Source organism: Aureimonas sp. Leaf324 (genome assembly GCF_001423245.1).
Taxonomy (GTDB): domain Bacteria; phylum Pseudomonadota; class Alphaproteobacteria; order Rhizobiales; family Rhizobiaceae; genus Aureimonas.
Genome location: NZ_LMOH01000012.1, coordinates 323,685 through 347,331 on the forward strand (window position 1 = coordinate 323,685; position 23,647 = coordinate 347,331).

The window sequence follows — 23,647 nt, forward strand, 5'->3', positions numbered from 1 at the left end:
GGGCGAACCCGCCTCACATCGTGCCGTAGACCGGCCCTTCGGCGCCCTGCGGCGGGACCCAGGTGATGTTGCCGTTCGGATCCTTGATGTCGCACGTCTTGCAGTGGACGCAGTTCTGCGCGTTGATCTGGTAGCGCGGCGCGTCCGCACCCTCCTCGATCCACTCGTAGACGCCGGCCGGGCAGTAGCGCTGCGACAGGCCGGCATAGACGTCGTGCTCGGACGCCTTCTGCAGGTGCATATCCTTCACCTTGAGATGGACCGGCTGGTCCTCCTCGTGGTTGGTGTTGGACAGGAACACCGACGAGGTCTTGTCGAAGGTCAGCACGCCGTCGGGCTTCGGATAGGCGATCGGCTTGTGCTTGGCCACCGGCTCGGTCGCGGCCGCGTCGGTCTTGCCGTGCTTTAGCGTGCCGAACAGCGAGCGGCCAATCAGCTGGTGCGCCCACATGTCGAGGCCACCGGCGACGATGCCGAGCGCGGTGCCGTATTTCGACCAGAGCGGCTTGACGTTGCGCACGCGGAAGAGATCGCGCCCGATCGGCGACGAACGCCAGCCGGCCTCGTAGGGGGCTAGCTCGTCCTGCGCGCGGCCCGACGCGATCGCTTCGGCGGCGGCCTCGGCGGCCTGCATTCCGCTGGAGATCGCGTTGTGCACGCCCTTGATGCGCGGCACGTTGACGAAGCCGGCCGAGCAGCCGAGGAGCGCGCCGCCCGGGAAGACGAGCTTCGGCACCGACTGGTAGCCGCCCTCCGAGATCGCCCGCGCGCCGTAGGACAGGCGCTTACCGCCTTCGAGCAACTCGGCGATGTCCGGATGCGTCTTGAAGCGCTGGAACTCCTCGAACGGATTGAGATAGGGGTTCGCGTAGTTCAGGTGGACTACGAAGCCGACGTAAACCTGATTGTTCTCGAGGTGGTAGAGGAACGAGCCACCGCCGGTCTTCCTATCGAGCGGCCAGCCGAACGAGTGCTGGATCAGCCCGGGCTTCGCCTTGGCCGGGTCGATCTGCCAGAGTTCCTTGATGCCGATGCCGAACTTCGGCGCGTCGGCTTCCCTTGCGAGGTCGAAGCGCGCGATCAGCTGCTTGGCGAGCGAGCCACGCACGCCTTCGCCGATCAGCACGTACTTGCCGATCAGTTCCATGCCCGGCTGGTAGTTCGGGCCCGGCTCGCCCGAACGCTCGATCCCCATGTCGCCGGTGGCGACGCCGCGCACGGCCCCCGCCTCGTCGAACAGGATCTCGCTGGCCGCAAAGCCCGGATAGATCTCGACGCCGAGCGCTTCGGCCTTCTCCGCCAGCCATTTGCAGACGAGACCAAGCGAGACGACGTAGTTGTCGTGGTTGTCCATGAGCTTCGGCAGGCCGAAATTCGGCAGGCGCACCGAGCCGTGGGGGCCGTAGACGTAGAACTTGTCGGCCGTCACGCGCTGGCGGATCGGCGTCTCCTCGGAACGCCACTCCGGCAGGAGCGTGTCGAGCGAGGACGGGTCGAGCACGCAGCCGGACAGGATATGCGCGCCGACCTCGGAGCCCTTCTCCAGGACGACGACGGACAGGTCGGGGTTCACCTGCTTCAGACGGATCGCGGCCGACAGGCCCGCCGGGCCCGCCCCCACGATGACCACGTCGAACTCCATCGACTCGCGCTCGGCGGCTGTCTCTGACACGGGCAACGTCCTCCCTCGGATCGAGTCTGGAATAGGTCCAAATGGTTGAGGCCGCTCATACAGGAGATTTCCCGGAAGCGACACGCGACATTCTTACGTAAACGTCATCGGCGGTGACGAATGCGTGCGTTTCCATTGGATCGCCGGTATGGTGCGGCATGTCTATAACCGACGCGACAGCTCCCTTGGACGAATGGCGTGCCGTGCTGGCCTGGTACGAACAGGCCGGCATCTCCACCTTCGTCGGCGAGACGCCGCGCGATCGTTTCGCCGAGACCGAGGCGGAGGCATCGCGGCGACGGAGCCCCGCGGCGGAAGCAAAACCGAAGCCGGCGCAGCCCCCCGCCCCGGCCACCCGTCCGGCGGTCGCCGCCCGTCCCGCCCCCATCGCGCCCGATGCCGACGCGACGTCGGCGGCGGATGCGCGAGATCAGGCGGTGCGCGCGCAGACCCTTGGTGAGTTGCGCGAGATGCTGGCCGCGTTCACGGGCTGCGGGCTCCGGCAGACGGCCAAGAATCTCGTCTTCGGAAACGGCGCCGAGGATGCCGACGTGATGTTCGTCGGCGAGGCGCCGGGGCGCGACGAGGATCTCGCGGGCGAGCCGTTCGTTGGCAAATCCGGCCAGCTTCTCAACCGGATGCTGGCGACGATCGGGATCGAGCGGGACGCCGTGCGTGTCACCAACACCGTACCGTGGCGGCCGCCCGGCAACCGCGCCCCGACGCCGGCCGAGACGGAAGCGTGCCTCCCCTTCACGCTGCGCCACATCGAGCTCGTCCGCCCGCGCGTCGTCGTGTCGGTCGGCTCGTCGTCCTGCCGCGCGCTGCTTCGCACCGATGAAGGCATCACCCGCCTACGGGGGCGCTGGCTCAGCCTGACGACACCCGGCGGTCTTGAACTGCCGGTCCTGCCGATCCTGCATCCCGCCTTCCTTCTGCGCCAGCCGATGCAGAAGCGCCTCGCATGGCGCGACCTGCAGACGCTACGGGACAAGCTCGCTGAACCGGCGACACCCCATCGAAACAATATGTGACGCTTATCGTTTTTTGTGAAACCCGGACGTGTGCCGTGCGTTAACGGGGCGGACTAACGGTGAAGCCGGCTGCCGAAGGGAGCGACCGGCGCCAGTCAACGATGAGGAGTTTCGATCATGAAGACCAAAGCCATGATCGCAGCCGCCCTGATCGCCACCACGGGCCTTGCAGGCTCGGCGATGGCCCAGCAGACCAAACACGTCATGACGGGTCAGGAGAAGGCCGTTCGTTACCAGCACGACCGGCAGGAGAAGATGTGGGACCAGCAGCGCAAGCAGGGCGTACGCTCGGCCGACAGCGCGACCTACGGTGCCCCGAACCGGCAGAGCTACGGTCGGTCGCAGGCCCAGCAACCGGAGGACGCAGCGCCGTCCAGCTTCGGCATTCCGGGGTCGGGTGCTGCCTTCTACAACTACAACAAGGGCAGCAAGAACTGGTACTTCGGGTACTGAGTTCCTGACGTCTCGAACAGCGACGGGGCGCGAACCTTTGAGGGTTCGTGCCCTTTCTCATGTTTGGGGCGGCGAGGCGCTGCGCGCGCGGCGGCGCTCGAGGCCGAGCCGGTGCTCGCGCAGGATGATGAAGACGCCAGCCGACACGACGATGGTCGCGCCGATCAGCGTCGTCGGGCTCGCGACCTCGCCGAACACCGTCGCTCCGATCGTGACCGCCATCAGCATTGATGTGTATTCGAACGGCGCGATGGTGGAGGCTTCCGCATAGCGGTAGCAGGCCGTCAGCAGGAGTTGTCCGACGCCGCCGAAGATGCCGGCGAGGATCAGGAGCGTCGCCTGCCAGGGGGTCGGCCAGACCCAGCCGAACGGGAGGCTGACGAGCGCGATGACGCTTGAGCACAGCGAAAAATAGACCACGATCGTCGTCGTCGGCTCGGTGCGCACGAGGCGACGGACCTGGATCATCGCGACCGCCGCAAACGCCGCCCCCGCGAGCGAGGCCAGCATGCCGAGCCGCTCCTCGTTCGACAGGGTGCCGAGGTCGAGCGAGAAGTTCGGCGCGATCACCACCACGATCCCGCACAGGCCGACGAGGACCGCGGTCCAGCGGAAGCGCCCAACCTGCTCGCGCAGGATGATCGCCGCGAACACCACGGTCAGGAGCGGCGAGGCGTAGGAGATCGTGATCCATTCGGGATACGGCAGCCGGCCGATCGCATAGAAGCCGAGCGCCATCGACGTGACCCCGATGGCGCCGCGCACGAAATGGCCGCCGATGTCGCGCGTGTGGAAGGCCGTCCGCAGGGTGCCGAGCCAGCAGAGGTAGGCGAGCACCGGCACCATCGCGAAGAAGGAGCGGAAGAAGACGAGCTGCCCGGCCGGAATGTCGGTGCCGAGCGCCTTCAGCGACGTCTGCATGCCCACGAACACAGTGACCGAGACCACTTTCAGGCCGATGCCCAGCATGGGCTTGAGGGCGGGCGCGTGGTGCAGCGGGGCGTTCATGGCGGCGGATCGACTTCGGCTGGAACAGGCGCGACCTTCGCGCCTCGGACGGGGCGATCGCCATCATGCCCGTCATGCAGGATGGCTACGGCGCACTCTTAGGCGCGCCCGTCCTGCGGGTCGAGGCCCCAAACGTTCACCACGCCTCACCTTTCGCGACGAAGGGCGCGGGGGCGTGAACGCGGTTTGCCGTTGGCAAGCGCCGGCATGGCGACTATCCCGGTCGGATCGAGATGGGAAAGGCACGAGCCATGCAGCGCACCGACGACGGACAGGTGATCCGCCTTTCGGACTATCGTCCGCCCGCGTTCCGCATCCGCCACGTCGACATGCGTTTCTCGCTGAACGATGGCCACACCGATGTCGAGACCTCGATCGAGATGGAGCGGGCCGCGGGCACCGACACCGCCGAGCCGCTGGTGCTGGACGGCGACGCGCTGACGCTCACCGCCCTCGAGTGCAACGGGTTGGCGATCGGGGCCGGGCGCTTCGAGGCGACGCCGGACCGGCTGACGATCCGCGACCTGCCGCCCTCCGGACCCTTCACCCTGACGATCGCGACGCGGCTGACGCCGGAGACCAACACCGAGCTGATGGGCCTCTACCGCTCGAACGGCGTGTGGTGCACCCAGTGCGAGGCGGAGGGCTTCCGCCGCATCACCTACTTCCTCGATCGCCCCGACGTTCTCGCCACCTACCGCGTGCGGATCGAGGCGGATCGCGAGGCGGCGCCGATCCTCCTGTCGAACGGCAATCCCGGCGAACACGGCGATCTCGAGGGCGGCCGGCACTATGCAGTCTGGGACGATCCGCACCCCAAGCCCTCCTATCTCTTCGCGCTCGTCGCGGGGCGGCTCGACGTCCTGACCGACACGTTCGAAACGCAGAGCGGGCGCGCGGTGGATCTCGCGATCTACACCGAGCTTGGCCTTGCGGATCGTGCGGCTTACGCGATGGACGCGCTGAAGCGTTCGATGGTCTGGGACGAGCGGCGGTTCGGGCGGGAATACGATCTCGACGTCTTCAACATCGTCGCGATCTCCGACTTCAACATGGGGGCGATGGAGAACAAGGGCCTCAACGTCTTCAACCACAAGTACGTGCTTCTGGCGCCCGATACGGCGACGGACGGCGACTATGCGGGCGTCGAGACCGTGATCGCCCATGAGTACTTCCACAACTGGACGGGCAACCGCATCACCTGCCGCGACTGGTTCCAGCTGTGCCTGAAGGAAGGGCTGACCGTCTATCGCGACCAGGAGTTCAGCGCCGACGAGCGCTCGCGCACCGTCAAGCGCATCGCCTCGGTGCACGGGCTGAAGGCGCAGCAGTTTCCGGAGGATCAGGGTCCTCTCCAGCACCCGGTCCGGCCGCGCCAGTATCGCGAGATCAACAACTTCTACACGGCGACGGTCTATGAGAAGGGCTCGGAACTCGTGCGCATGCTGGCGACCATCCTCGGCGAGGAGGGCTTTCGCGCCGGCATGGACCTCTACTTCGCGCGCCACGACGGCGACGCCGCGACGATCGAGGACTTCCTCGCCTGCTTCGCGGAGGCGACCGGCGCCGACCTGTCGCAGTTCGCGCTCTGGTACGACCAGGCCGGCACGCCGGAACTGCATGTCGCCGAGCACTTCGCCGATGGGCAGCTGACCGTGTCGCTTCGCCAGAACCTTGCCCGCGGGGCGGCCGGCACGGGCACCGAGCCGATGCACATTCCGGTCCGTTTTGGGCTGGTCGGGCGCGACGGCGACGACCTTGCGGCCGAGCCGACGGCGGGCACGGCCGATGTCGAGGGCGACGTGATCCATCTCATCACCGCCGAGGCCGAGGTCGTATTCTCCGACCTTCCCGAGCGCCCGCGCCTATCGATCCTGCGCGACTTTTCCGCGCCGGTCACGCTGCGCCACGAACAGGCCTACGAGGACCGTCTCGCCCTTGCCCGCCTCGATCCGAACGGCTTCGGACGCTGGCGCGCGCTCACCGATCTCATGGGCGAGGCCCTGCGGGCAGCCTCGACGGCTGGCGCGGGCCGCGCGGCGCTCGATCCGAGCCTGATCGAGGCCGTCGTCGCGTGCGCCGCCGAGGAGCGGCTCGAGCCGGCGCTGCGGGCGCTGATGATCGCGCTTCCCGGCGAGGCGGAGATCGCGCGACTGGTCGGCTCGAACGTCGACCCGGAGGCGATCCATCAGGCGCGCGAGGCGGCGATCCGCGCGGTCGCGACGGCCGGCGCCGAGACCTTCCGCCGGGTGCGCGACGGGTTGGTGCGTTCGGGCGAGGGCTTCAGTCCCGACGCGGCGAGCGCCGGACGCCGGGCGCTGTCCAACGCGCTCCTGATGTACCTGAGCGCGGCCGACGGCACGCCGGCCTTGGCCGCCGCAGCGTTCGAGGGCGCCGACAACATGACCGATCGGATGGCGGCCGCCACGATCCTCGCCCACCGCTTCGCCGAGACGCCGGAAGCGAGCCGGGCGCTCGACCGCTTCTATGCCGACTTTGCGAACGACCCGCTCGTCCTCGACAAGTGGTTCACCCTGCGCGCGACGGTGCCGTCCGACGCGACGCTCGATACCGTCCGGGAACTCGCCGCGCATCCCAAGTTCTCGATGGCCAATCCCAACCGCGCGCGGGCCCTCATCGGCGGGTTCGCGACCGGCAATCCGCGCGTCTTCCATCGTGCCGACGGCGCCGGTTATCGCTGGACGGCGGAGCGGCTCGGCGAACTCGACCGGCTCAATCCGCAGACCGCCGCCCGGCTGGCCACGGCCTTCCGGTCCTGGCGCGCCTTCGAGCCGGTTCGGCAGGAGGAGGCGCGGGCCGCGCTGTCGGCGCTTGCGAGCCGGCCGGAACTCTCGCGGGATCTGCGCGACATTCTCGACCGCACGTTGACATGACATGCCGATGAAAATTTTCGCAGGAAATGGTTCGTTAACCAAGTCCTGCGAAAGGTGCGGATAACCCCTGTTGATCCCGTGCAACAATCAGAAATCAGGATTGCATCGCACCCCCTCGCTCGTCCCGCGCTTCTGGACAAGCGAGTCCTCGTCTGATTCATTAACCCTCGGATTCGGGCTTGCGGCGCCCGGGTCGCATGCGGCGACGAGGGATGGGATTGATGGGTTCGGACGCGACAAGCGCTCCGGCACGGGATGACTCATCCCTGGCCACGGAGAGATTGACGACCCTCCTGCAGCGCGTCCGCCGCCGCATTCCCCAGCCGGGGCTGGACCGGATCGCCGAACTCGAACCCATCCTGCGGCGGGCCATCCCGGTCTTCGTGATCGGCTTCCTCATGGTAATCGCCGTCGTTCTCCTCGCGGCGCTGATCGAAGAGCGCGACGCCATGGAGCAGCGCGCCACCGAGGATCTCCAGATCACCGCCAGCCTGCTGCGGGCCGAGGACGCGGCACTCGATTCGCGCACCGACGATGCGGCGACCCGCGCGCAGATCCTCGTCAACAGCGCCCTGCCCGTGTCCTCGAAGGCCAAGGGCCTGATCGCGATGATCGCCGACAAGGACGGCCGCGTCGTCGCCACCACGCCCGGCCACGAAGCCGCTCTCGGCGCGGACGTCGGCACGCTGGTGGACGGCGGCCAGCCGCTTTTCGTGTTCGGCGAGCGCGCAGGCGTCATGGAGGTCTCGTGGGCCGGCGAGGACGCGATGGCCTCGGCCGCGCTCCTGTCCGGGCCGCTCGGCAGCGTCGTCCTCATCCGCGAGGAAGCCCATATCTTCGCCGACTGGCGCAAATCCGTCTCGCTCAACGTGACGCTGTTCTGTGTCACGGCCCTCGTGCTCCTTGCGATCCTCGTCGCCTACTTCCGGCAGGCGACGCGCGCGGTCGCCGCGGACCGCCTGCTCGGCGAGCAGCATCACCGCGTCGAGACCGCGCTGTCGCGCGGGCGTTGCGGCCTGTGGGACTGGGACCTGTCGCGCGGACGCATGTTCTGGTCGCGCTCGATGTACGAGATGCTCGGCCTGCCGCCGCGCGACGGCGTCCTCTCCTTCGCGGAGGTCTCGAACCTCCTGCATCCCGACGACGGCTCCTTCTTCGAGTTCGCCCGCCAGATCGCCTCGGGCAGCGTCGGCAACATCGAACGCTCGTTCCGCATGCGCCATGTCGACGGGCAGTATCTCTGGCTGCGCGCCCGCGCCGAGATCGTCCGCAATCCCGACAACGACATCCACCTGATCGGCGTCGCGGTCGACATCAGCGAGAACCACATCCTCGCCCGCATGACCGACGAGGCGAACATTCGCCTTCAGAACGCGGTCGAGAACATTTCCGAGACCTTCGTGCTCTGGGACGCCGACCACCGGCTCGTCCTGTGCAACACCAAGTACCAAGAGGTCTTCGGCCTGACGGACCAGGACGTGCGCCCGGGCACCCCGTTCGAGGCGGTGCGCGCCAAGGCGCGCCGGCCGATCGAGGAGCGCAAGCTGACCAGCCCGAGCTTCGTTTATGGCGAGCGGGCGACCGAGACGCTCTTGGCCGACGGGCGCTGGCTGCAAGTGTCCGAGCGCGTCACCGGCGACGGCAGTCACGTGTCGATCGGCACCGACGTGACGCAGCTGAAGGTGCACCAGGAACGCCTGTCGGACTCCGAGCGACGCCTCATGGCCACCATCAACGACTTGTCGACGGCCCGCCGCGACGCCGAGGCCAAGGCGCGGCAGCTCGCCGAACTCAACCGCAACTACATGATCGAGAAGGAGCGCGCCGAGAGCGCGAACCAGGCGAAGACGACGTTCCTCGCCAATATGAGCCATGAGCTGCGCACGCCGCTGAACGCCATCATCGGTTTCTCGGAGATCATGCGCGAGGAGAGCTTCGGTCCGATCGGCAACGGCAAGTACACCGAATACGCGGCCGACATTCACCAGAGCGGCCACTATCTCCTGAAGCTGATTAACGACATCCTCGACATGTCGAAGATCGAGGCGGGCCGGCTGGCCCTCGCCAACGAGGCGATCGACCTGCCAGCGATCCTCGCCGAGGCGGTGCGGATCGTCGGGGTGGCTGCCAACGCCAAGGCGCTCACGATCGGCGTCGAGATGCCGGACGTCCTGCCGCTGAGAGGCGACCGCCGGGCGACGAAGCAGATTCTCCTCAATCTCCTTGCCAACGCGGTGAAGTTCACCGCGCCCGGCGGCGACGTGCGCGTGCGCACCCGCCTGCGGGGGGCTCACGCCATCATCACCATCGTCGACAACGGCATCGGCATTCCGCGCGAGTCGCTCAAAAGCCTCGGCAAGCCGTTCGAGCAGGTCGAGAACGAACTGACCCGCACCCACAAGGGCACCGGCCTCGGCCTTGCCATCGCGCGCTCGCTGATCGAATTGCAGGGCGGCACCATGTCGATCACCTCCCGCCCCGGACGCGGGACGGCCGTGAGCTTCCGCCTGCCCTGCCCCGAGTGCGCGAGCGCTTTGGCCGAGCAGGCGGCGCTTCTGTCCCGCGCCGCCTGAGCTCGATCAGGCGCCGATCTCGCCTCGGTAAGGGATGGTCCTCGCAAACACCTCCCGGACATCGGCCGCTCGCCGTACGATCTCGGGCTCGATGCCGGCGCTGTCGGCAAGATCGAGCGCGGCGGCGATCCGGTCGGCCAGCGGTCCCGGCAGGTCCGTCACGCGCAACGCCTTGTCGCCGCCGAGACGCAGGATCTGCATGACCCGCGTCATCTCCAGCATGATGCCGGGCAGGTCGTCGAAACCGGTCTCACCGTCCGTTGCGGCGTTGCGCAACGCCGCCAGGACGCTCGCCGTCGGCGCCCCCACGAGATCGAGCGGCACCCTCCCCGTCAGGATGCCCCACTGGGCCAGGAATTCGAGATCGGTGAGCCCGCCGGGGATGCGCTTCAGGTCGAGGGCCCCGCGCGGCGGTTTCTGGACGTCGAGGCGCGCGCGCATGTCGGCGACGTCGTCCGTCAGAAGCGGATCGGAGCAATGGGCGACGATCGCCTCGCGCACCGCCTCCCCGATTTCGGCACAGAGTGCGGCATCGCCGGCGATCGGGCGCGAGCGCGTGAGCGCCATGCGCTCCCAGGTCCACGCCTCCGCCTGATACTTGCGGAAGGCTTCGATGGGCGTTGCCAGCGGCCCCTTGTTGCCGGATGGGCGGAGACGGAAATCGACCTCGTAGAGAACGCCCTCGGCGGTGGGCGAGGTCAGGGCCGAGATCAGTCGCTGCGTCAGCCGGGCGTAGTAGGTCGACACGGGAAGCGGGCGCGGACCATCCGAGATTTCCGCTCCCGGATCGTGGTCGTAGAGCAGCATCAGGTCGATGTCGGAGTTGGCCGTCAGTTCGCGCGAGCCGAGGCGACCGAGGCCGAGCACCGCGATGCGCCCGCTGGTGATGCGTCCGTGCGCGCGGGTGAATTCGGCCGCGACCGCCGTCAGTACCTCGCCGAGCACCGCCTCCGCCAGATCGGAAAAGGCCGTGCCTGCGACCTCGCCCTCCAGCACCCCCGACAAGAGCCGGACGCCGACGAGGAAGCGCTGTTCGGCGGCGAAGATGCGCAGCCGGTCGAGCCGCTCCTCGAAGAAGCGCGCGTCCCCGAGGAAGGCCGACAGCCGCTCCCGGATCAGTTCGCGCGTCGGAAGCTCGCGGAAGAAGGCCGGATCGAGAAGCGCGTCGAACACATGCGGCCGTCGCGCGATCGTCTCGGCGAGCCGGGGCGACGAGGTGATGATCTCGGCGAGGAGTTCGAGCAGCTTGGGGTTGGAGGCGATCAGCGCGAAGAACTGCAGGCCGGACGGCAGGCCTTCCAGGAACCGGTCGAAGGCGGCCAGCGCCGCGTCGGGATCGCTGCCGCCCGAGAAGGCCTGAAGCAGCGACGGCAGGACGGCGACGAACTGGTCGCGCGCCGCCTCCGAGCGCATCGCCCGGTAACGCCCCGAGCCCCATCGATGGACGATCCGCCCGATATCGGCCGGCCGGTTATAGCCGAGTTCGCTGAGGCGTTTCAGCGCCGCCTCGTCCGCGCCGTCCTCCAGGAGGCCGTCGAGCACGCCTTCGTCGTCGCCCGCGGCACGCCCTTCGGAAAAGAGCGCCGCGAACCGCGCCTGCACGCGTTCCAGGCGGTCGCGGAGAGCGTCCTCGAAATCGTTGAGTTCGCCGAAGTTGCAGAGGCGCGCGATGCGCAGGAGATCGCCCGGCGCGGTCGGGAGTGTGTGGCTCTGCTCGTCCGCCACCATCTGGATCGCATGCTCGACGCGGCGCAGGAACCAGTAGGCTTCGGTCAGCTCGCTCGCGACCGCGGGCGCCACCCAGCCCTCCGACGCCAGCCGCGCCAGCGCTTCGTCGGTGCGGCGGGTTCGAAGCGACGGCAGCCGTCCGCCCGCGATCAGCTGCTGCGCCTGCGCGAAGAACTCGACCTCGCGGATGCCGCCCTGCCCGAGCTTGACGTTGTGCCCCGCCGTCGCGACGCCCTCGAAGCCGCGGTGCCGGTCGATCTTGGCCTTCATCGCCTGAATGTCGGCGATGGCGACGAAGTCGAGATAGCGGCGCCAGACGAAGGGCGTGATCTCGCGCAGGAACGCCTCGCCGACGGCCGGATCGCCGGTCACCGGGCGCGCCTTGATCATCGCCGCCCGCTCCCAGTCGCGCCCCGCCCCTTCGTAGTAGATGAGGGCGGAGGGGATCGGGATCGCCAGCGGCATCGCGGACGGATCGGGCCGCAGGCGCAGGTCGGTGCGGAACACGTAGCCGTCGCGGGTGCGCTCGCCGATCATCCGCACGAGCTTGCGCCCGAGGCGCGAGAACATCTCGACGCTTTCCATCGGGTCGCGAATCGCGGGCGTTTCGGGTTCGAAGAAAAGGATGATGTCGATGTCGCTGGAATAGTTCAGCTCGCGTCCGCCGAGCTTGCCCATGCCGAGGATCGTCAGCCCGCAGCCGGTCTCGGGATGCGCCGGATCGGGCAGGTCGAGCTGCCCGCGGCGGTGAAGATCGGCGAGGACAAAGCGAAGCGCGCGCCGGATCGCCGCCTCCGCGAGATCCGATAGATCGGCAGTGGTCGTATCCGGGCCGGCGGCGCCGAAGAGGTCGCGCAGCGCGATCAGCAGCGAGGCTTCCGCCTTGGCCTCGCGAAGGCGCGTCATCTCCGCAGCTTCCGATGCGCCCTCGGGAACGGGCTGCCCCAGTGCATCGATGATCGCGCGGACGCGGTCGCCCGCCCCGGCGTCGAAGAGCTGGTCGATCCAGTCGGGACGGCGTTCGGCAATCGAGGCGAGGTGCGGCGAGAGCGAGAGGGCGGCGACGAGCCGATCGCGGTCGCCCGCGCCGTCGTCATCGTCGAGCCATGCGGCCAGCCGGCCGAGGTCCGCGGCACGCGCGCTCGACGCCAGATCGACGCGGCGGCGGGTCGCCTCCGCGTCGCTCAGCGCATGCAGGGCGGCCGACCCTCCGATTCGCAACTCAAGGCCCGCGAACTCCGTCATGCGCCGGGACCACCCTCTCCATCGGTATCTCCAGCGTGACTTTGAGACCCGGCTCCGCGTCGTCAAGCGCCAACGTTCCGCCGTGGATCGAAGCGATCGCCTGGACAAGTGAGAGACCCAGCCCCGAACCCGGCTTCGTGCGGCTTTCGTCCAGCCGGTAGAAGCGTTCGAGAACGCGCTCGCGCTTGTCGGCCGGAATGCCCTGCCCGTTGTCGGCGACCGAGATCAGGCATTCTTCGCCCCGGCGGGCGACCGCAATGCGAATTTCGAGCGGCCGGGCGGAAAGCCCGTACTTCAACGCGTTGTCGAGAAGGTTGGAGACCGCCTGCGAGATCAGCTCCCGGCTGACCGGCGCGACGATCGGCTCCGGGGCGTCGACGACGAGCCGCCCGCCGACGTCCTCGGCCAAGGGCTCGTAGAGCTCGGCCACATCGGCGACGATCGAGGACAGGTCGACCTCGCTCTTCAATGCGGGATGCGACCCCGCCTCGACGCGACTGATCATCAGGAGGGCGTCGAAGGTGCGGATCATCCCGTCCGCTTCGGCGAGCACCGCCTCCATCGCCTGTCGACCGCTTCGCTCGGGCGTCTCGTCGCCGAGCGCCGCCTCGACCCGGTTGCGAAGGCGCGTCAGCGGTGTCTTCAGGTCGTGGGCGATGTTGTCGGAGACCTGCCGCAGCCCTTCCTGCAAAAGCGCGATCCGCGCCAGGAGCACGTTGAGCTTTTCCGACAGGCGATCGAACTCGTCCCCGGTTCCGGTCACGGGAAGCCGCTCGGTCAGGTCGCCCGCCATGATCCGCGCGGTGGCCGCCGACATGCGGTCCAGCCGGTGAAGCGCGGTGCGCCCGACCAGGAACCAGGCGAGCAGCGCGCCGAAGCTCATCAGGAGAAGCGCGAGGATCAGGGCGTTGCGCACGACCAGCCGGATCCGTTCCTGGTCGGTCTGGTCGCGGCCGACCAGAAGCCGCATCCCGTTCGGCAGCTGCACGACCTCGGCGACCGCCATGTGGTAGCGGTCCTTCTCCGATTCGGTGAAGCGCGCGTAACGGAACGGCGTCGTCTTGAACCCCGCGTCGTCGAGGACGCCGGCCTCGAGGCTCTGGACGTTGCCGGCGAGGATCAGGCCCGTGCCGTCGGTGACGAGATAGAGGGGAGCCCCCGGCTGTCGGGCGCGTCGGTCGATCGCGCGCACGATCCCCGAGATGCCGGTGTTCTGGTAGATCCGGTCGAGCGTCTCGATCTCATCCGCGATCGCCTCCTGGCTCTGCGTCTGAAGGATCGAGGACGCCGTCTCCGTCACGTAGACGAGAAGAATCGCCGCAAACAGCGCGAAGAGGGCGAGATAGACGGCCGACAGACGAACGGCGGTGACGCGCATCAGCTCGCGGATGCGCAGGATGGTCGGTCGGCGCAAGGCGCGTCAGTCCCCGGCGCGGATGATGTATCCGGACCCGCGGACCGTATGGAGCAGCGGCTCGCCGAACTCGCGTTCGATCTTGGAGCGCAGCCGCGAGATATGCACGTCGATGACGTTGGTCTGGGGGTCGAAGTGATAGTCCCAGACGTTCTCGAGCAGCATGGTTCGGGTCACCACCTGGCCGGCATGCTTCATCAGGTATTCGAGGAGCCGGAACTCGCGCGGCTGCAGCGTGATCGGCTTGCCGCCGCGGCGCACCTCGTGCGACAGGCGGTCGAGCTCGAGATCGCCCACGCGATAGACCGTCTCGACGTCCTTGGCGCCACGGCGCCGGCCGAGGATCTCGATCCGGGCGAGGAGTTCGGAAAAGGCGTAGGGCTTCGGCAGGTAGTCGTCGCCGCCGGCCCGCAGACCCGTCACCCGGTCGTCGACCTGCCCCATCGCCGACAGGATCAGGATCGGGGTCTCGTTGCCCTTCTCGCGCAGACTGGAGACGACGGACAGGCCATCGCGTTTCGGCAGCATCCGGTCGACGACGAGAACGTCGTAGGCCTGCGTCAGGGCCATGTGCAGGCCCGTTTCGCCATCCGCCGCATGGTCGGGCACATGTCCCGACTCCTTCAGGGCCTTGATGAGGTAGGACGCGGCTTCCCGGTCGTCTTCGATGATGAGGATGCGCATGTGATCCGATCTAGGGGACGGCGCGGACATCGTCATCGTCAGTATCCTTCCAGACTTCGAGCGGAAAGGGGGCGGCATCCGCCGCCCCCCGTTTGTTTTCCGTCCGTCGCGGTTCAGCTTCCGCTGATCGGCAGGGCGACGAAACGGTTCTGGTCGCCGCTGCGCAGCTGGAACAGCGCCGCCTTGCGGCCGGACGTGGAGGCCTTCTTGATGGCGTCCTCGACCTCGCGCTGCGACTTCACCGAGGTCCCGTTCACCGCCACGATCGTGTCGCCGGCCGAGACGCCGCGGTTGGCCGCCTCCGAGTCGGGGTCGACCTCGGTGATGACGACGCCGTCGCCCTGGTCGGACGGCGTCAGCGTCAGGCCGTAGCCCCGAAGCGACGACGGATTGACCGGCACGTTGCGGTCGCCGCTGGTGTTCGACGCCTCGTCGAGGCTGGACAGGTTGCCGAGCTCGACCTTGATGTCGCGGGCCTCGCCGTTGCGCCAGACCTTCACGTCGATCGTCGTGCCCGGACGGTACTCGGCGACCTTGCGGGCCAGTTCGCGCGGGCCCTTGACGGTCTGCCCGTTGACGGCCGTGATGACGTCGCCCGTCTGGATGCCCGCCTTGACCGCCGGGGTGTCGGTGTCGGGCAGCGTGACGATCGCCCCCTCCTCCGCATTGAGGCCCAGCGCCTCAGCAATGTCCTGCGTGACCGGCGCGATCTGGACACCGAGCCAGCCACGCTGGACGTTGCCGTTCTCGCGGAGCGACTGGATGACGGTCTTGGCGGTCGAGGCGGGGATGGCGAAGGCGATGCCGACGCTGCCGCCGGACGGCGAGAAGATCGCCGTGTTGACGCCGATCACCTGACCCTCGAGGTTGAAGGCCGGACCGCCCGAGTTGCCGCGGTTCACCGCCGCGTCGATCTGGATGAAGTCGTCGTAGGGGCCGGCGCCGATATCGCGGCCGCGGGCCGAGACGATGCCGGCCGTCACCGAGCCGCCGAGGCCGAACGGATTGCCGACGGCGACGACCCATTCGCCGACCCGGACCTTCGCGTCATCGGCGAAGTCCACGTAGGTGAACTTGCGATTGCCGCCCTCGACCTTGAGGAGCGCAAGATCCGTGCGCGAGTCGGTGCCGATCAGCTCGGCCTTCAGCTCCGTGCCGTCGTTGAGCACGACCGTGTAGTCGCTGCCGCCCTCGACCACGTGGTTGTTGGTCACGAGGTAGCCGTCATCCGAGATGAAGAAGCCGGAGCCCTGCGCCATGCCCTGGCGGGGAGTGCGGCGAGGCGTCTGCCGGCCGTCGGGCGAGCCCTGCATGCCGGGGTTGCCGAACTCGAAGAAGCGGCGAAGCGGATGATTCGGCGGCAGGTTGTCGAACGGCGACTCGGCATCGCTGCCATCGTCGCTCGCCGGCTTGATCTGCTCCTTGACGCGCACCGAGACGACGGCAGGCGAGACCTTCTCGACCACATCGGCAAAACCCGGATTGACGCCCGTCGGCTGGACCGAAACCGGCTCGGCGAAGCTCGGCACGACGCTGGTGACGACGCCACCGGCCAGCACCATGCCCGCGACGCCCGCCGCCAGAACCGCCGTGGAGAAACGACGCGTTGTCTTGTTGGGATTCTTGTTCATGCGAAGCACCCTCGTTTCCATTCCCGATCCGCTGGGACGGATCCTGTGATCCATCCGATGGTCGGAAGGTAGGGGTCGCAACGTTACGGCAAGTTTTCGTCGGGATGAAAGCTTCGTAAGGTCTAGGCCCGGCGGCCCTCGGGGCCGCCGGCTTCCTCGCCGGTGATCTCGGACAGGCGTGCCTCCTCGCCCGGCGTCAGCCCGGCGATGCCGGGTCGCTCGCTCGACCGCCGGCCCGACGAGCGGAGCGCGAGCATCCCGATAGCGAGAAGGAGAACGGGCGTCCCCCAGAGTAGCGCAGTGTCCCACCGCACACGCGGCCGCAGAAGCACGAAGTCGCCGTAACGCGAGACGAGGTAGTCGACGACATCCTCGTCGCTGTCGCCCTTCGTGATGCGTTCGCGAACCAGCAGCCGGAGATCGCGGGCGAGCGGCGCGTCGGAATCGTCGATCGACTGGTTCTGGCAGACCATGCAGCGCAGTCCCGCCGACAGGTCGCGGGCACGTTGCTCCTGCCGGGCGTCCGGCAGAACCTCATCGGGCTGGACGGCGAGTGCCGCCGTGCCCCCCAGGGTACTTGCAGCGACGACTGCCGCGAGGAGAGCTGTCCGCAGCGACATGTCAGGCCGGCCTTGCGGCGCGACGTCGCGCCGGCGCGCCCACCCGCAGCCGACGATCGCTCAAGGAGATCGCGCCGCCGATCGCCATCGCCACGGCGCCCAGCCAGATCAGCGTGACGAACGGCTTCCACCAGATACGAACGACGACGGCACCGGCGTTGGCGCCTGCATCGCCGAGCGCGATGTAGATCTGGCTGAAGACGAGCGTGTGGATGCCGGCCTCCGTCGTCGGCATCTGCCGCGCGGGGTAGAAACGCTTGGCGCTTTCGATGGCGGCCGTCTCGTTGCCCTGATCGAGCAAGGTAAAGTGACCGACGTCCTCGCGGTAGTTCGGGCCTTCGCGGAAGGTCTGCCCCTCGTAGCGCAAGTCGAACCCGCCGATAGCGACGACCTGTCCCGGCGTCATGGCTGTCACGGTTTCCGTGTCGAACGTGCTGACGCAGACCACACCGAGAAGCGTCACGCCGACGCCGAAATGGGCGAGCGCCGTGCCGAAGGCCGAGCGCGGCAGCCCGACGAGGCGCGCCGCCGCGACCCGCAGCCCGGCTTTGGGAAGTCCGGCCCGTCCGGCAAGATCGACGAGAGCGCCGACCATCACCCAGACGGCCAGCCCGATGCCGAGCGAGGCCAGGATCTTCGTGCCCTCGTTCACCGCGATCACGATCACTGCGACGACGAGCGCCGCGCCGACCGCCGCATAAAGCCGCTGCGCCGCACCGAGGAGATCGGCCCGCTTCCAGGCGAGGAGCGGCCCGAACGGCAGGGCGAACAGGAGCGGCACCATCAAGGGACCGAAGGTCAGGTCGAAAAACGGCGCCCCAACCGAAATCTTGGTGCCGGTGAAGACCTCGAGAAACAGCGGGTAGAGAGTTCCAACGAGCACCGTCGCAGTGGCGGTCGTCAGGAACAGGTTGTTGAAGACCAGCGCACCCTCGCGCGAGATCGGCGCAAACAGGCCGCCGCTCTCCAGTTCGGAGGCCCGGAAGGCGAAGAGCGCCAGCGATCCGCCGATGAAGAGGCAGAGGATCGCGAGAATGAAGACCCCGCGCTCCGGGTCGACGGCGAAGGCGTGGACCGAGGTGAGGACGCCCGAGCGGACGAGGAAGGTGCCGAGAAGGGAGAGCGAGAAGGTCAGGATCGCCAGAAGCACCGTCCAGACCTTGAGCGCCGATCGCTTCTCCATGACCGCGGCGGAATGAAGCAGCGCGGTGCCGGACAGCCACGGCATGAACGACGCGTTCTCGACCGGGTCCCAGAACCACCAGCCGCCCCAGCCGAGCTCGTAATAGGCCCAGTAGGAACCCATCGCGATGCCGCCGGTCAGAAAGAGCCACGCCAGAAGCGTCCACGGTCTCACCCAGCGCGCCCATGCGGCGTCGATCCGCCCTTCGATCAAGGCGGCGACCGCGAAGGAGAACGCGATCGAGAAGCCGACATAGCCAAGATAGAGCAGCGGCGGATGGATCGCGAGCCCGATGTCCTGAAGGATCGGGTTGAGATCGTTGCCCTCGAAGGGCGCCGGCACGACGCGGGTGAACGGGTTCGACGTCAGGAGGATGAACAGGAGGAACGCCGTCAGGATCCAGCCCTGCACCGACAGCACGGTTGCCTTGAGGCTCGGCGGCAAATCCCGGCCGAAAAGCGCGACCAGCGCGCCGAACAGCGACAGGATCAGCACCCAGAGGAGCATCGACCCCTCGTGGTTCCCCCAGACGCCGGTGATCTTGTAGATCATCGGCTTGGCGGAATGGGAGTTCTCCACGACGTTGAGAACCGAGAAGTCCGACGTGGCGTAGGCCGCGGTTAGAGCCCCGAAGGCGAGCGCCAGGAGCGCCAGCCCGGTGACCGAGGTCGCCGACCCGCTGTCCATCAGCCGGACGTCGCCGATGCGGGCTCCGACCAGCGGCAGGATCGACTGCACGAGCGCCGTGCCGAGCGCCAGCACCAGCGCGAAGTGGCCGAGTTCGACGATCAAAGCCCGGCCCCCGACGGTGCGTCGTCCTTCGCCGAGACAATCGCACCGTCCTTCCAGAGGCCCCGTGCCTTCAAGTCGTCGACGACCTCCTTCGGCATGTAGGTCTCGTCGTGCTTGGCGAGCACCGTATCGGCCACGAAGACGCGATCGCTGCCGAGCCGCCCCTCCGCCACGATCCCCTGCCCTTCGCGGAAGAGGTCCGGCAGCAGCCCGGCATAGACCACGGGCACGCTCTCGACCGTATCGGTGATGCGGAATGTCACGCGCTGCGAGGCGTCGCGATGCACGGTGCCGGTCTCCACGATCCCGCCGAGCCGCAGCCGCTGGCCGTCGTCGGGGGCGCGTGCCGCGATGTCGGTCGGCGAGTTGAAGAAGGCGACACTGTCCGACAGCGCCGTCAGGACGAGCCCCGCCGCGGTTCCGACCACGGCGAGAATGCCGAAAAGGCTGGCAAGGCGCTTCTGCTTGCGCGTCATGGCACTGTCTGATCCGGGTTCAGTCCGAGCCCCCGTGCGAAGCCCAGGATATCTATAAGCTCCGGCGAAGCGGCCGGAAATACGGCTCGCACCTCGTCGAGTGCGGCACGTGCGTCGTCCGCGCGGTCGAGCACGACATAGGACCGGATCAGCCGCTTCCAGCCTTCCGGGTCCTTCGGTTCGGCCTTCAGACGCTCCGCGAGCCCCGACACCATGCCCTGCACCATCGCCTGGCGCTCGCCGTCGCTGAGCTCCGAGGCCGCTTCGACATCGGCCGCCCCCGGCCCGGGCTGGGCCGCCGCCTGCCGCGACGCGGTCCCCGACAGCGCGTCGGCCAGAGCCGCTTCGGCGACAGGGCGCCAGGCTCCGTCCTGCGGGCCTGTCCGCAGAAGCTCGCTCCAAGCGTCGGCCGCTTCGGCCGACCGCCCCTCCTGCGACAGCGCGAGCGCGAGATAGAACCGGGCGGGAATCCAGTTGGCGTCGAGGGTCAGCGCGCGGCGGAACTCGGTCGCGGCCTCCGGCGTCACGCGTCCGTCCGCAGCCTGCACCAGCGCTTCGCCGAGCCCTGCCACGGTCTGCGCCGTCGGCGGGCGAAGGCGAAGGACGTTGCGAAACGCCGCGGCCGCCTTCTGCCCCTCTCCGAGCCGCAGATAGACCGGGGCGACGACGCTCCAGCCCTCCGCATCGTCCGGCCGAGCCGCCAGCCGGCGCTCGATCTCGGCGACGGCCGCGACGAGGTTCGGCGCCTGCGGTTCGGGTTCGCGAAGCGCAAGCGGCTGATCGGGGATATCGGGCGATCCCCAGCGGTCGTAGAAGAGGAAGGCCCCGATCGGCAGAACGAGGGCGACGGCCAGTCCCGCAACGATGCCCGACCGCTCGCGCGGAGTCCGTGCGCTCCCGGCAGTTGCCGCCTCGTGGGCGCGAAGAAGCCGTCGGCCGATCTCGGCGCGCGAGGCCGCTGCCTCCTCGCGCCCGATGACGCCGCGCGTCTCGTCCTCGCGCAACTCGCCCAGCTGCGCGCGATAGACCTCCTCGTCGAACGCCTCCCGCGCCACCGAGCCCCGCGCCGGACGCATGAGAAGCGGCCAGACGATCGCAGCGGTGGTCAGAGCGGCAAAAACGAAGGCGACAAGCCAGAACAGCATCGAGGCTTCCAAGGCCCTCGCCTCACGCAAGGGTCCGATCGTTCGCAGGGGCCGGGAGCACCGCCGAAACAGTCATGCAACTGCACGCGCCCGCCAACGGAAGGGCGCCGGCCCCGGTTCGGAACCGCTCTAACAAGCCGCGTCGCAAATGCCTATTCAAAACCGCATCATCGCGGGTCAGGCGACGGGCGTCCAAAGGTCGGCGCCGGTGCGGCAGGCGCTTCCGACCTGCCGGACCTTCGAGGTCCCGCGCGTGATGACGAGCGTATAGCCGCGGCAATCCTGCGAGCCGATGCGATAGAGCTGCGTCGGCGTGATCTCGCCCTTGAAGCCATCGGACTCCCAGGGGATCGGCTGGCCGACGGTACCGAACTGGAGCGCCTGGTACTGGGCCTGCAGCGCCCGCTGCTCTGCCGTCGCGCTGAGCTTCACGGAGCCGGTCGGCGCGATGCTGCCCCGCAGCGCAGCGGCCCGATCCGACAGAGGTTCAGGCGCCGTGCGTGGCGCGCTGGTCAGGCATCCGGAAAGGATCGGCAGCGCCGCGACGACGAAACAGGTGGTCCAGAATCTCGACATGCGTCCGTTCGCCGCCCGGGCGGCCCATGCTGCCACAACAAAGTGTCATGTCAGGACATCGGCGCGTCGGATGCGCGAGGCAAGATCACCTCCGCGTGCAATCCTCCGATTTCGGAACGCGAGAGGCGAAAAGATCCGCGGTATTGCAAAACGGTATCAGCGACGATCGACAGGCCGAGACCGCTGCCGGTCGCGCGCTCGTCGAAGCGACGCCCGCGCTTGGTCGCTTCCGCCATCTCCGCCTCCGACAATCCCGGCCCGTCGTCCTCGACGGTGATGCCGAAGCTCTCCGCCCCCGCAGGGCGCAGTCGAAGCACCACGCGCCCTCGTCCGTATTTGGCGGCATTCTCCAGAAGGTTGCCGATCGTCTCCTCGAGATCCTGCTGCTCCCCCGCGAAGACGAGGGACGCGGCGTCCCCGTCGACATGATCCTCGAAGGCAATTCCCGGGTTCAGCCGCCGCATCACCTTCAACAGCCGCTCCAGCACAGCCACCACCGGCGCTCGCGCGATGGCGCCATCCGTCGCCGCGACGCGGGCCCGGTCGAGATAGTGCTGCACCTGCCGGCGCATGATCTCGCCCTGCTCGCCGACGATACGTCCCTTCTCGCCGCCGATCGCCGAGGCCTCGTTGAGGAGGACTGCGACCGGTGTCTTCAGCGAATGGGCGAGATTGCCGACCTGCGTGCGGGCGCGCTCCACGATGCGCCGGTTGCTGTCGATCAGGGCATTCATCTCGACGGCGAGCGGTCGGATTTCGGCCGGGAAACTGCCCTTCAGCCGTTCCGAGCGCCCCGTCCGCACGTCGCCGAGCGCCTGCCGCACGCTAGCGAGCGGCCGAAGACCGTAGAGGATGGCCAGCGCGTTGATGACGATGGAGCCGAGCCCGAAGAAGCCGAGATAGAGCGCCATCTTCCGGTCGAAGGCGGCGATATCCGATTGTACGACACTCGCGTTGCCCATCACGCGAAAGCGCGCCGCGTGGTTGTCCTGGTCGAGGACGACCTCGGCCTCCTCGACATAGAGCGTTTCGCCGTCGAGCCCCTCGGTCCGGTAGTCGCGCCGGTACTGCATGTCGAAGGGCGCGAGTTCGGTCGGTTGGGAGTTGATCTTGCGGGGGCCGAGCGAGAACGAGGCGAGCCGCCCTTCCGTGTTGTTGCTCGCCGGGATCACCTCCCAGTACCAGCCGGACAGGGGCTGGGAGTAGCGAAGGTCGCCGAGGTTCGGCACACCCGACAGCGTGCCGGTCTCGTCCACCGTCACCGAATTGATGAGGTTGTAGAGCTGCGCCCGCACCACCGCCTCGAAGCCGGACTGCGCGGTCCGTTCGTAGAGGCCGGAGATCAGGCCGGCGACGACGAGAAACGCCGCGATCACCCAGACGCTCGACAGCGACACGACCCGGAACGTCAGGCTTTCGGTCGTGCGCGGACGCTCGGGCGCCGCCGCCGTCCGTTCCGCCTCCGGCTCGTCCGCCATCATCCGCCGTGCTGCATGCGATAGCCGAGACCGCGCACGGTCTCGATCATGTCCACGCCGATCTTGCGGCGGAGCCGGCCGATGAAGACCTCGATCGTGTTGGAATCACGATCGAAATCCTGGTCGTACATATGCTCGATGAGTTCGGTGCGCGACACGAGCTCGCCCTGGTGGTGCATCAGGTAGGACAGGAGCCGATACTCGTGCGACGTCAGCTTCAGCGGCGTCCCGTCGAGGCTCGCCTTCGAGGACTTCGTGTCGAGCCTCAGGGGCCCGCAGTGGATCTCCGAGGACGCATGCCCGGCGGCGCGGCGGATGAGAGCCCGCACGCGCGCCAGCACCTCCTCCATATGGAAGGGTTTCGCCACATAGTCGTCGGCCCCGGCGTCGATCCCGGCCACCTTGTCGCTCCACCGGTCGCGCGCGGTCAGAAGCAGGACCGGCATCGCCCGCCCTTCCCGCCGCCAGCGCTCCAGAACGCTGATGCCGTCCATCTTCGGCAGGCCGACGTCGAGAATCACCGCGTCATAGGCTTCCGTGTCGCCGAGGAAGTGACCGTCCTCGCCGTCCGAAGCCTGGTCCACGACATAGCCCGCGCTCGTCAGCGCCTCGTTCAGCTGCCGCCGCAGGTTCGCATCGTCTTCGACGATCAGGATACGCATGAAAGGTCCCGTCCCGGAATTCGTGCTGTTAGGCCCGAGGGCTTACTGCTCGATCGTGATCGTCTGGCGGCGCGGTCGGTTGCCGTCGCTCGCCGGAATCAGCACCGTGACGACGCAGACGGTCCGGTCGCCCTGCTGAGAGGCGCGCACCGAAAGCACCTGCCCCCCGGTCTGCGCCGCGGCCTGCGCCGCGGCGGCCGAGCACCCGCCGACTTGCGCGAAAAGCTCTTCCGACCGCTCGTGCGCCGCCGGGATCGAGCCACCCTCGGTCGGACGCTCCGGCATCGCTTCGGCCGCCGTGGCGAAGGCGACGAGACCGAGCAACGAGACGGCGGTGAGACGGCGGAGGAAGGGTCGAAGCATGGCACATCCAGGGTCT

18 protein-coding genes are annotated in these 23,647 nt (G+C 68.2%); 4 read left to right on the forward strand and 14 right to left on the reverse strand.

Annotation, left to right across the window (positions count from 1 at the left end; genetic code table 11):
- Positions 1–13 precede the first annotated feature (13 nt).
- The gene (locus ASF65_RS09105) at positions 14–1,672 is read right to left on the reverse strand and encodes an electron transfer flavoprotein-ubiquinone oxidoreductase (RefSeq protein ID WP_055889045.1); all 1,659 of its coding nucleotides are present in this window, start codon (positions 1,670–1,672) and stop codon (positions 14–16) included.
- A gap of 158 nt (positions 1,673–1,830) precedes the next feature.
- Here ASF65_RS09105 and ASF65_RS09110 point away from each other — a divergent pair, with 158 nt between their 5' ends.
- Together ASF65_RS09110 and ASF65_RS09115 are read left to right on the forward strand one after the other, a co-directional pair.
- Positions 1,831–2,706, forward strand: coding sequence for a uracil-DNA glycosylase (locus ASF65_RS09110; protein WP_055888142.1), 876 nt, complete (start codon positions 1,831–1,833; stop codon positions 2,704–2,706).
- A 117-nt stretch (positions 2,707–2,823) separates the two neighbouring features.
- Entirely contained in the window at positions 2,824–3,159 is a 336-nt protein-coding gene (locus tag ASF65_RS09115; protein ID WP_055888144.1) for a hypothetical protein, read from the forward strand.
- Between the two features lie 57 nt (positions 3,160–3,216).
- Here the strand turns inward: ASF65_RS09115 and ASF65_RS09120 are convergent, their stop codons facing one another.
- A complete protein-coding gene (locus ASF65_RS09120) occupies positions 3,217–4,167 on the reverse strand; it encodes a DMT family transporter (protein ID WP_055888146.1) in 951 nt (316 codons plus the stop codon).
- Between the two features lie 251 nt (positions 4,168–4,418).
- On the opposite strand from ASF65_RS09120, the gene pepN reads away from it, so the two are divergent.
- Together pepN and ASF65_RS09130 are read left to right on the forward strand one after the other, a co-directional pair.
- Positions 4,419–7,061 (forward strand): aminopeptidase N, encoded by a 2,643-nt coding sequence (gene pepN / locus ASF65_RS09125; RefSeq protein ID WP_055888148.1) that lies wholly within the window; start codon positions 4,419–4,421, stop codon positions 7,059–7,061.
- 281 nt (positions 7,062–7,342) lie between these two features.
- A complete protein-coding gene (locus ASF65_RS09130; protein ID WP_244486603.1) occupies positions 7,343–9,634 on the forward strand; it encodes an ATP-binding protein in 2,292 nt (763 codons plus the stop codon).
- A 6-nt stretch (positions 9,635–9,640) separates the two neighbouring features.
- Here the strand turns inward: ASF65_RS09130 and ASF65_RS09135 are convergent, their stop codons facing one another.
- The 12 genes from ASF65_RS09135 to ASF65_RS09190 all read right to left on the reverse strand — a co-directional run bounded on the left by ASF65_RS09135 (position 9,641) and on the right by ASF65_RS09190 (position 23,631).
- Positions 9,641–12,607, reverse strand: a complete 2,967-nt coding sequence (locus ASF65_RS09135) for a bifunctional [glutamine synthetase] adenylyltransferase/[glutamine synthetase]-adenylyl-L-tyrosine phosphorylase (RefSeq protein WP_055888150.1) — start codon at positions 12,605–12,607, stop codon at positions 9,641–9,643.
- Complete coding sequence (locus ASF65_RS09140) at positions 12,585–14,021, reverse strand: ATP-binding protein (protein ID WP_244486604.1); 1,437 nt, start codon at positions 14,019–14,021, stop codon at positions 12,585–12,587. Before ASF65_RS09140 ends, ASF65_RS09135 begins: the two co-directional genes overlap by 23 nt.
- A 6-nt stretch (positions 14,022–14,027) precedes the next feature.
- Entirely contained in the window at positions 14,028–14,741 is a 714-nt protein-coding gene (locus ASF65_RS09145) for a response regulator transcription factor (protein ID WP_162239473.1), read from the reverse strand.
- Between the two features lie 77 nt (positions 14,742–14,818).
- Positions 14,819–16,336 carry a Do family serine endopeptidase gene (locus ASF65_RS09150; protein ID WP_055888151.1) on the reverse strand — a complete coding sequence of 506 codons (1,518 nt, stop codon included), beginning with the start codon at positions 16,334–16,336 and terminating at the stop codon, positions 14,819–14,821.
- A gap of 122 nt (positions 16,337–16,458) precedes the next feature.
- Positions 16,459–16,956 carry a cytochrome c-type biogenesis protein gene (locus ASF65_RS09155; protein WP_055888153.1) on the reverse strand — a complete coding sequence of 166 codons (498 nt, stop codon included), beginning with the start codon at positions 16,954–16,956 and terminating at the stop codon, positions 16,459–16,461.
- A gap of 1 nt (position 16,957) precedes the next feature.
- Positions 16,958–18,931: a heme lyase CcmF/NrfE family subunit gene (locus ASF65_RS09160; RefSeq protein ID WP_055888155.1), complete on the reverse strand. Its 1,974-nt coding sequence runs from the start codon at positions 18,929–18,931 to the stop codon at positions 16,958–16,960.
- Positions 18,928–19,407, reverse strand: coding sequence for a cytochrome c maturation protein CcmE (ccmE, locus tag ASF65_RS09165; RefSeq protein ID WP_055888157.1), 480 nt, complete (start codon positions 19,405–19,407; stop codon positions 18,928–18,930). The genes ASF65_RS09160 and ccmE overlap by 4 nt, the downstream gene beginning before the upstream one ends.
- Positions 19,404–20,552 (reverse strand): c-type cytochrome biogenesis protein CcmI, encoded by a 1,149-nt coding sequence (gene ccmI, locus ASF65_RS09170; protein ID WP_055888159.1) that lies wholly within the window; start codon positions 20,550–20,552, stop codon positions 19,404–19,406. The genes ccmE and ccmI overlap by 4 nt, the downstream gene beginning before the upstream one ends.
- A gap of 177 nt (positions 20,553–20,729) precedes the next feature.
- Positions 20,730–21,128: a hypothetical protein gene (locus ASF65_RS09175; protein ID WP_055888161.1), complete on the reverse strand. Its 399-nt coding sequence runs from the start codon at positions 21,126–21,128 to the stop codon at positions 20,730–20,732.
- Between the two features lie 50 nt (positions 21,129–21,178).
- Positions 21,179–22,606 carry an ATP-binding protein gene (locus tag ASF65_RS09180; protein ID WP_082505348.1) on the reverse strand — a complete coding sequence of 476 codons (1,428 nt, stop codon included), beginning with the start codon at positions 22,604–22,606 and terminating at the stop codon, positions 21,179–21,181.
- On the reverse strand, positions 22,606–23,268 hold the full coding sequence (locus ASF65_RS09185; protein WP_055888163.1) for a response regulator transcription factor: 663 nt from the start codon (positions 23,266–23,268) through the stop codon (positions 22,606–22,608). Before ASF65_RS09185 ends, ASF65_RS09180 begins: the two co-directional genes overlap by 1 nt.
- A 42-nt stretch (positions 23,269–23,310) precedes the next feature.
- Positions 23,311–23,631: a hypothetical protein gene (locus tag ASF65_RS09190; RefSeq protein WP_055888165.1), complete on the reverse strand. Its 321-nt coding sequence runs from the start codon at positions 23,629–23,631 to the stop codon at positions 23,311–23,313.
- Positions 23,632–23,647: the final 16 nt, after the last annotated feature.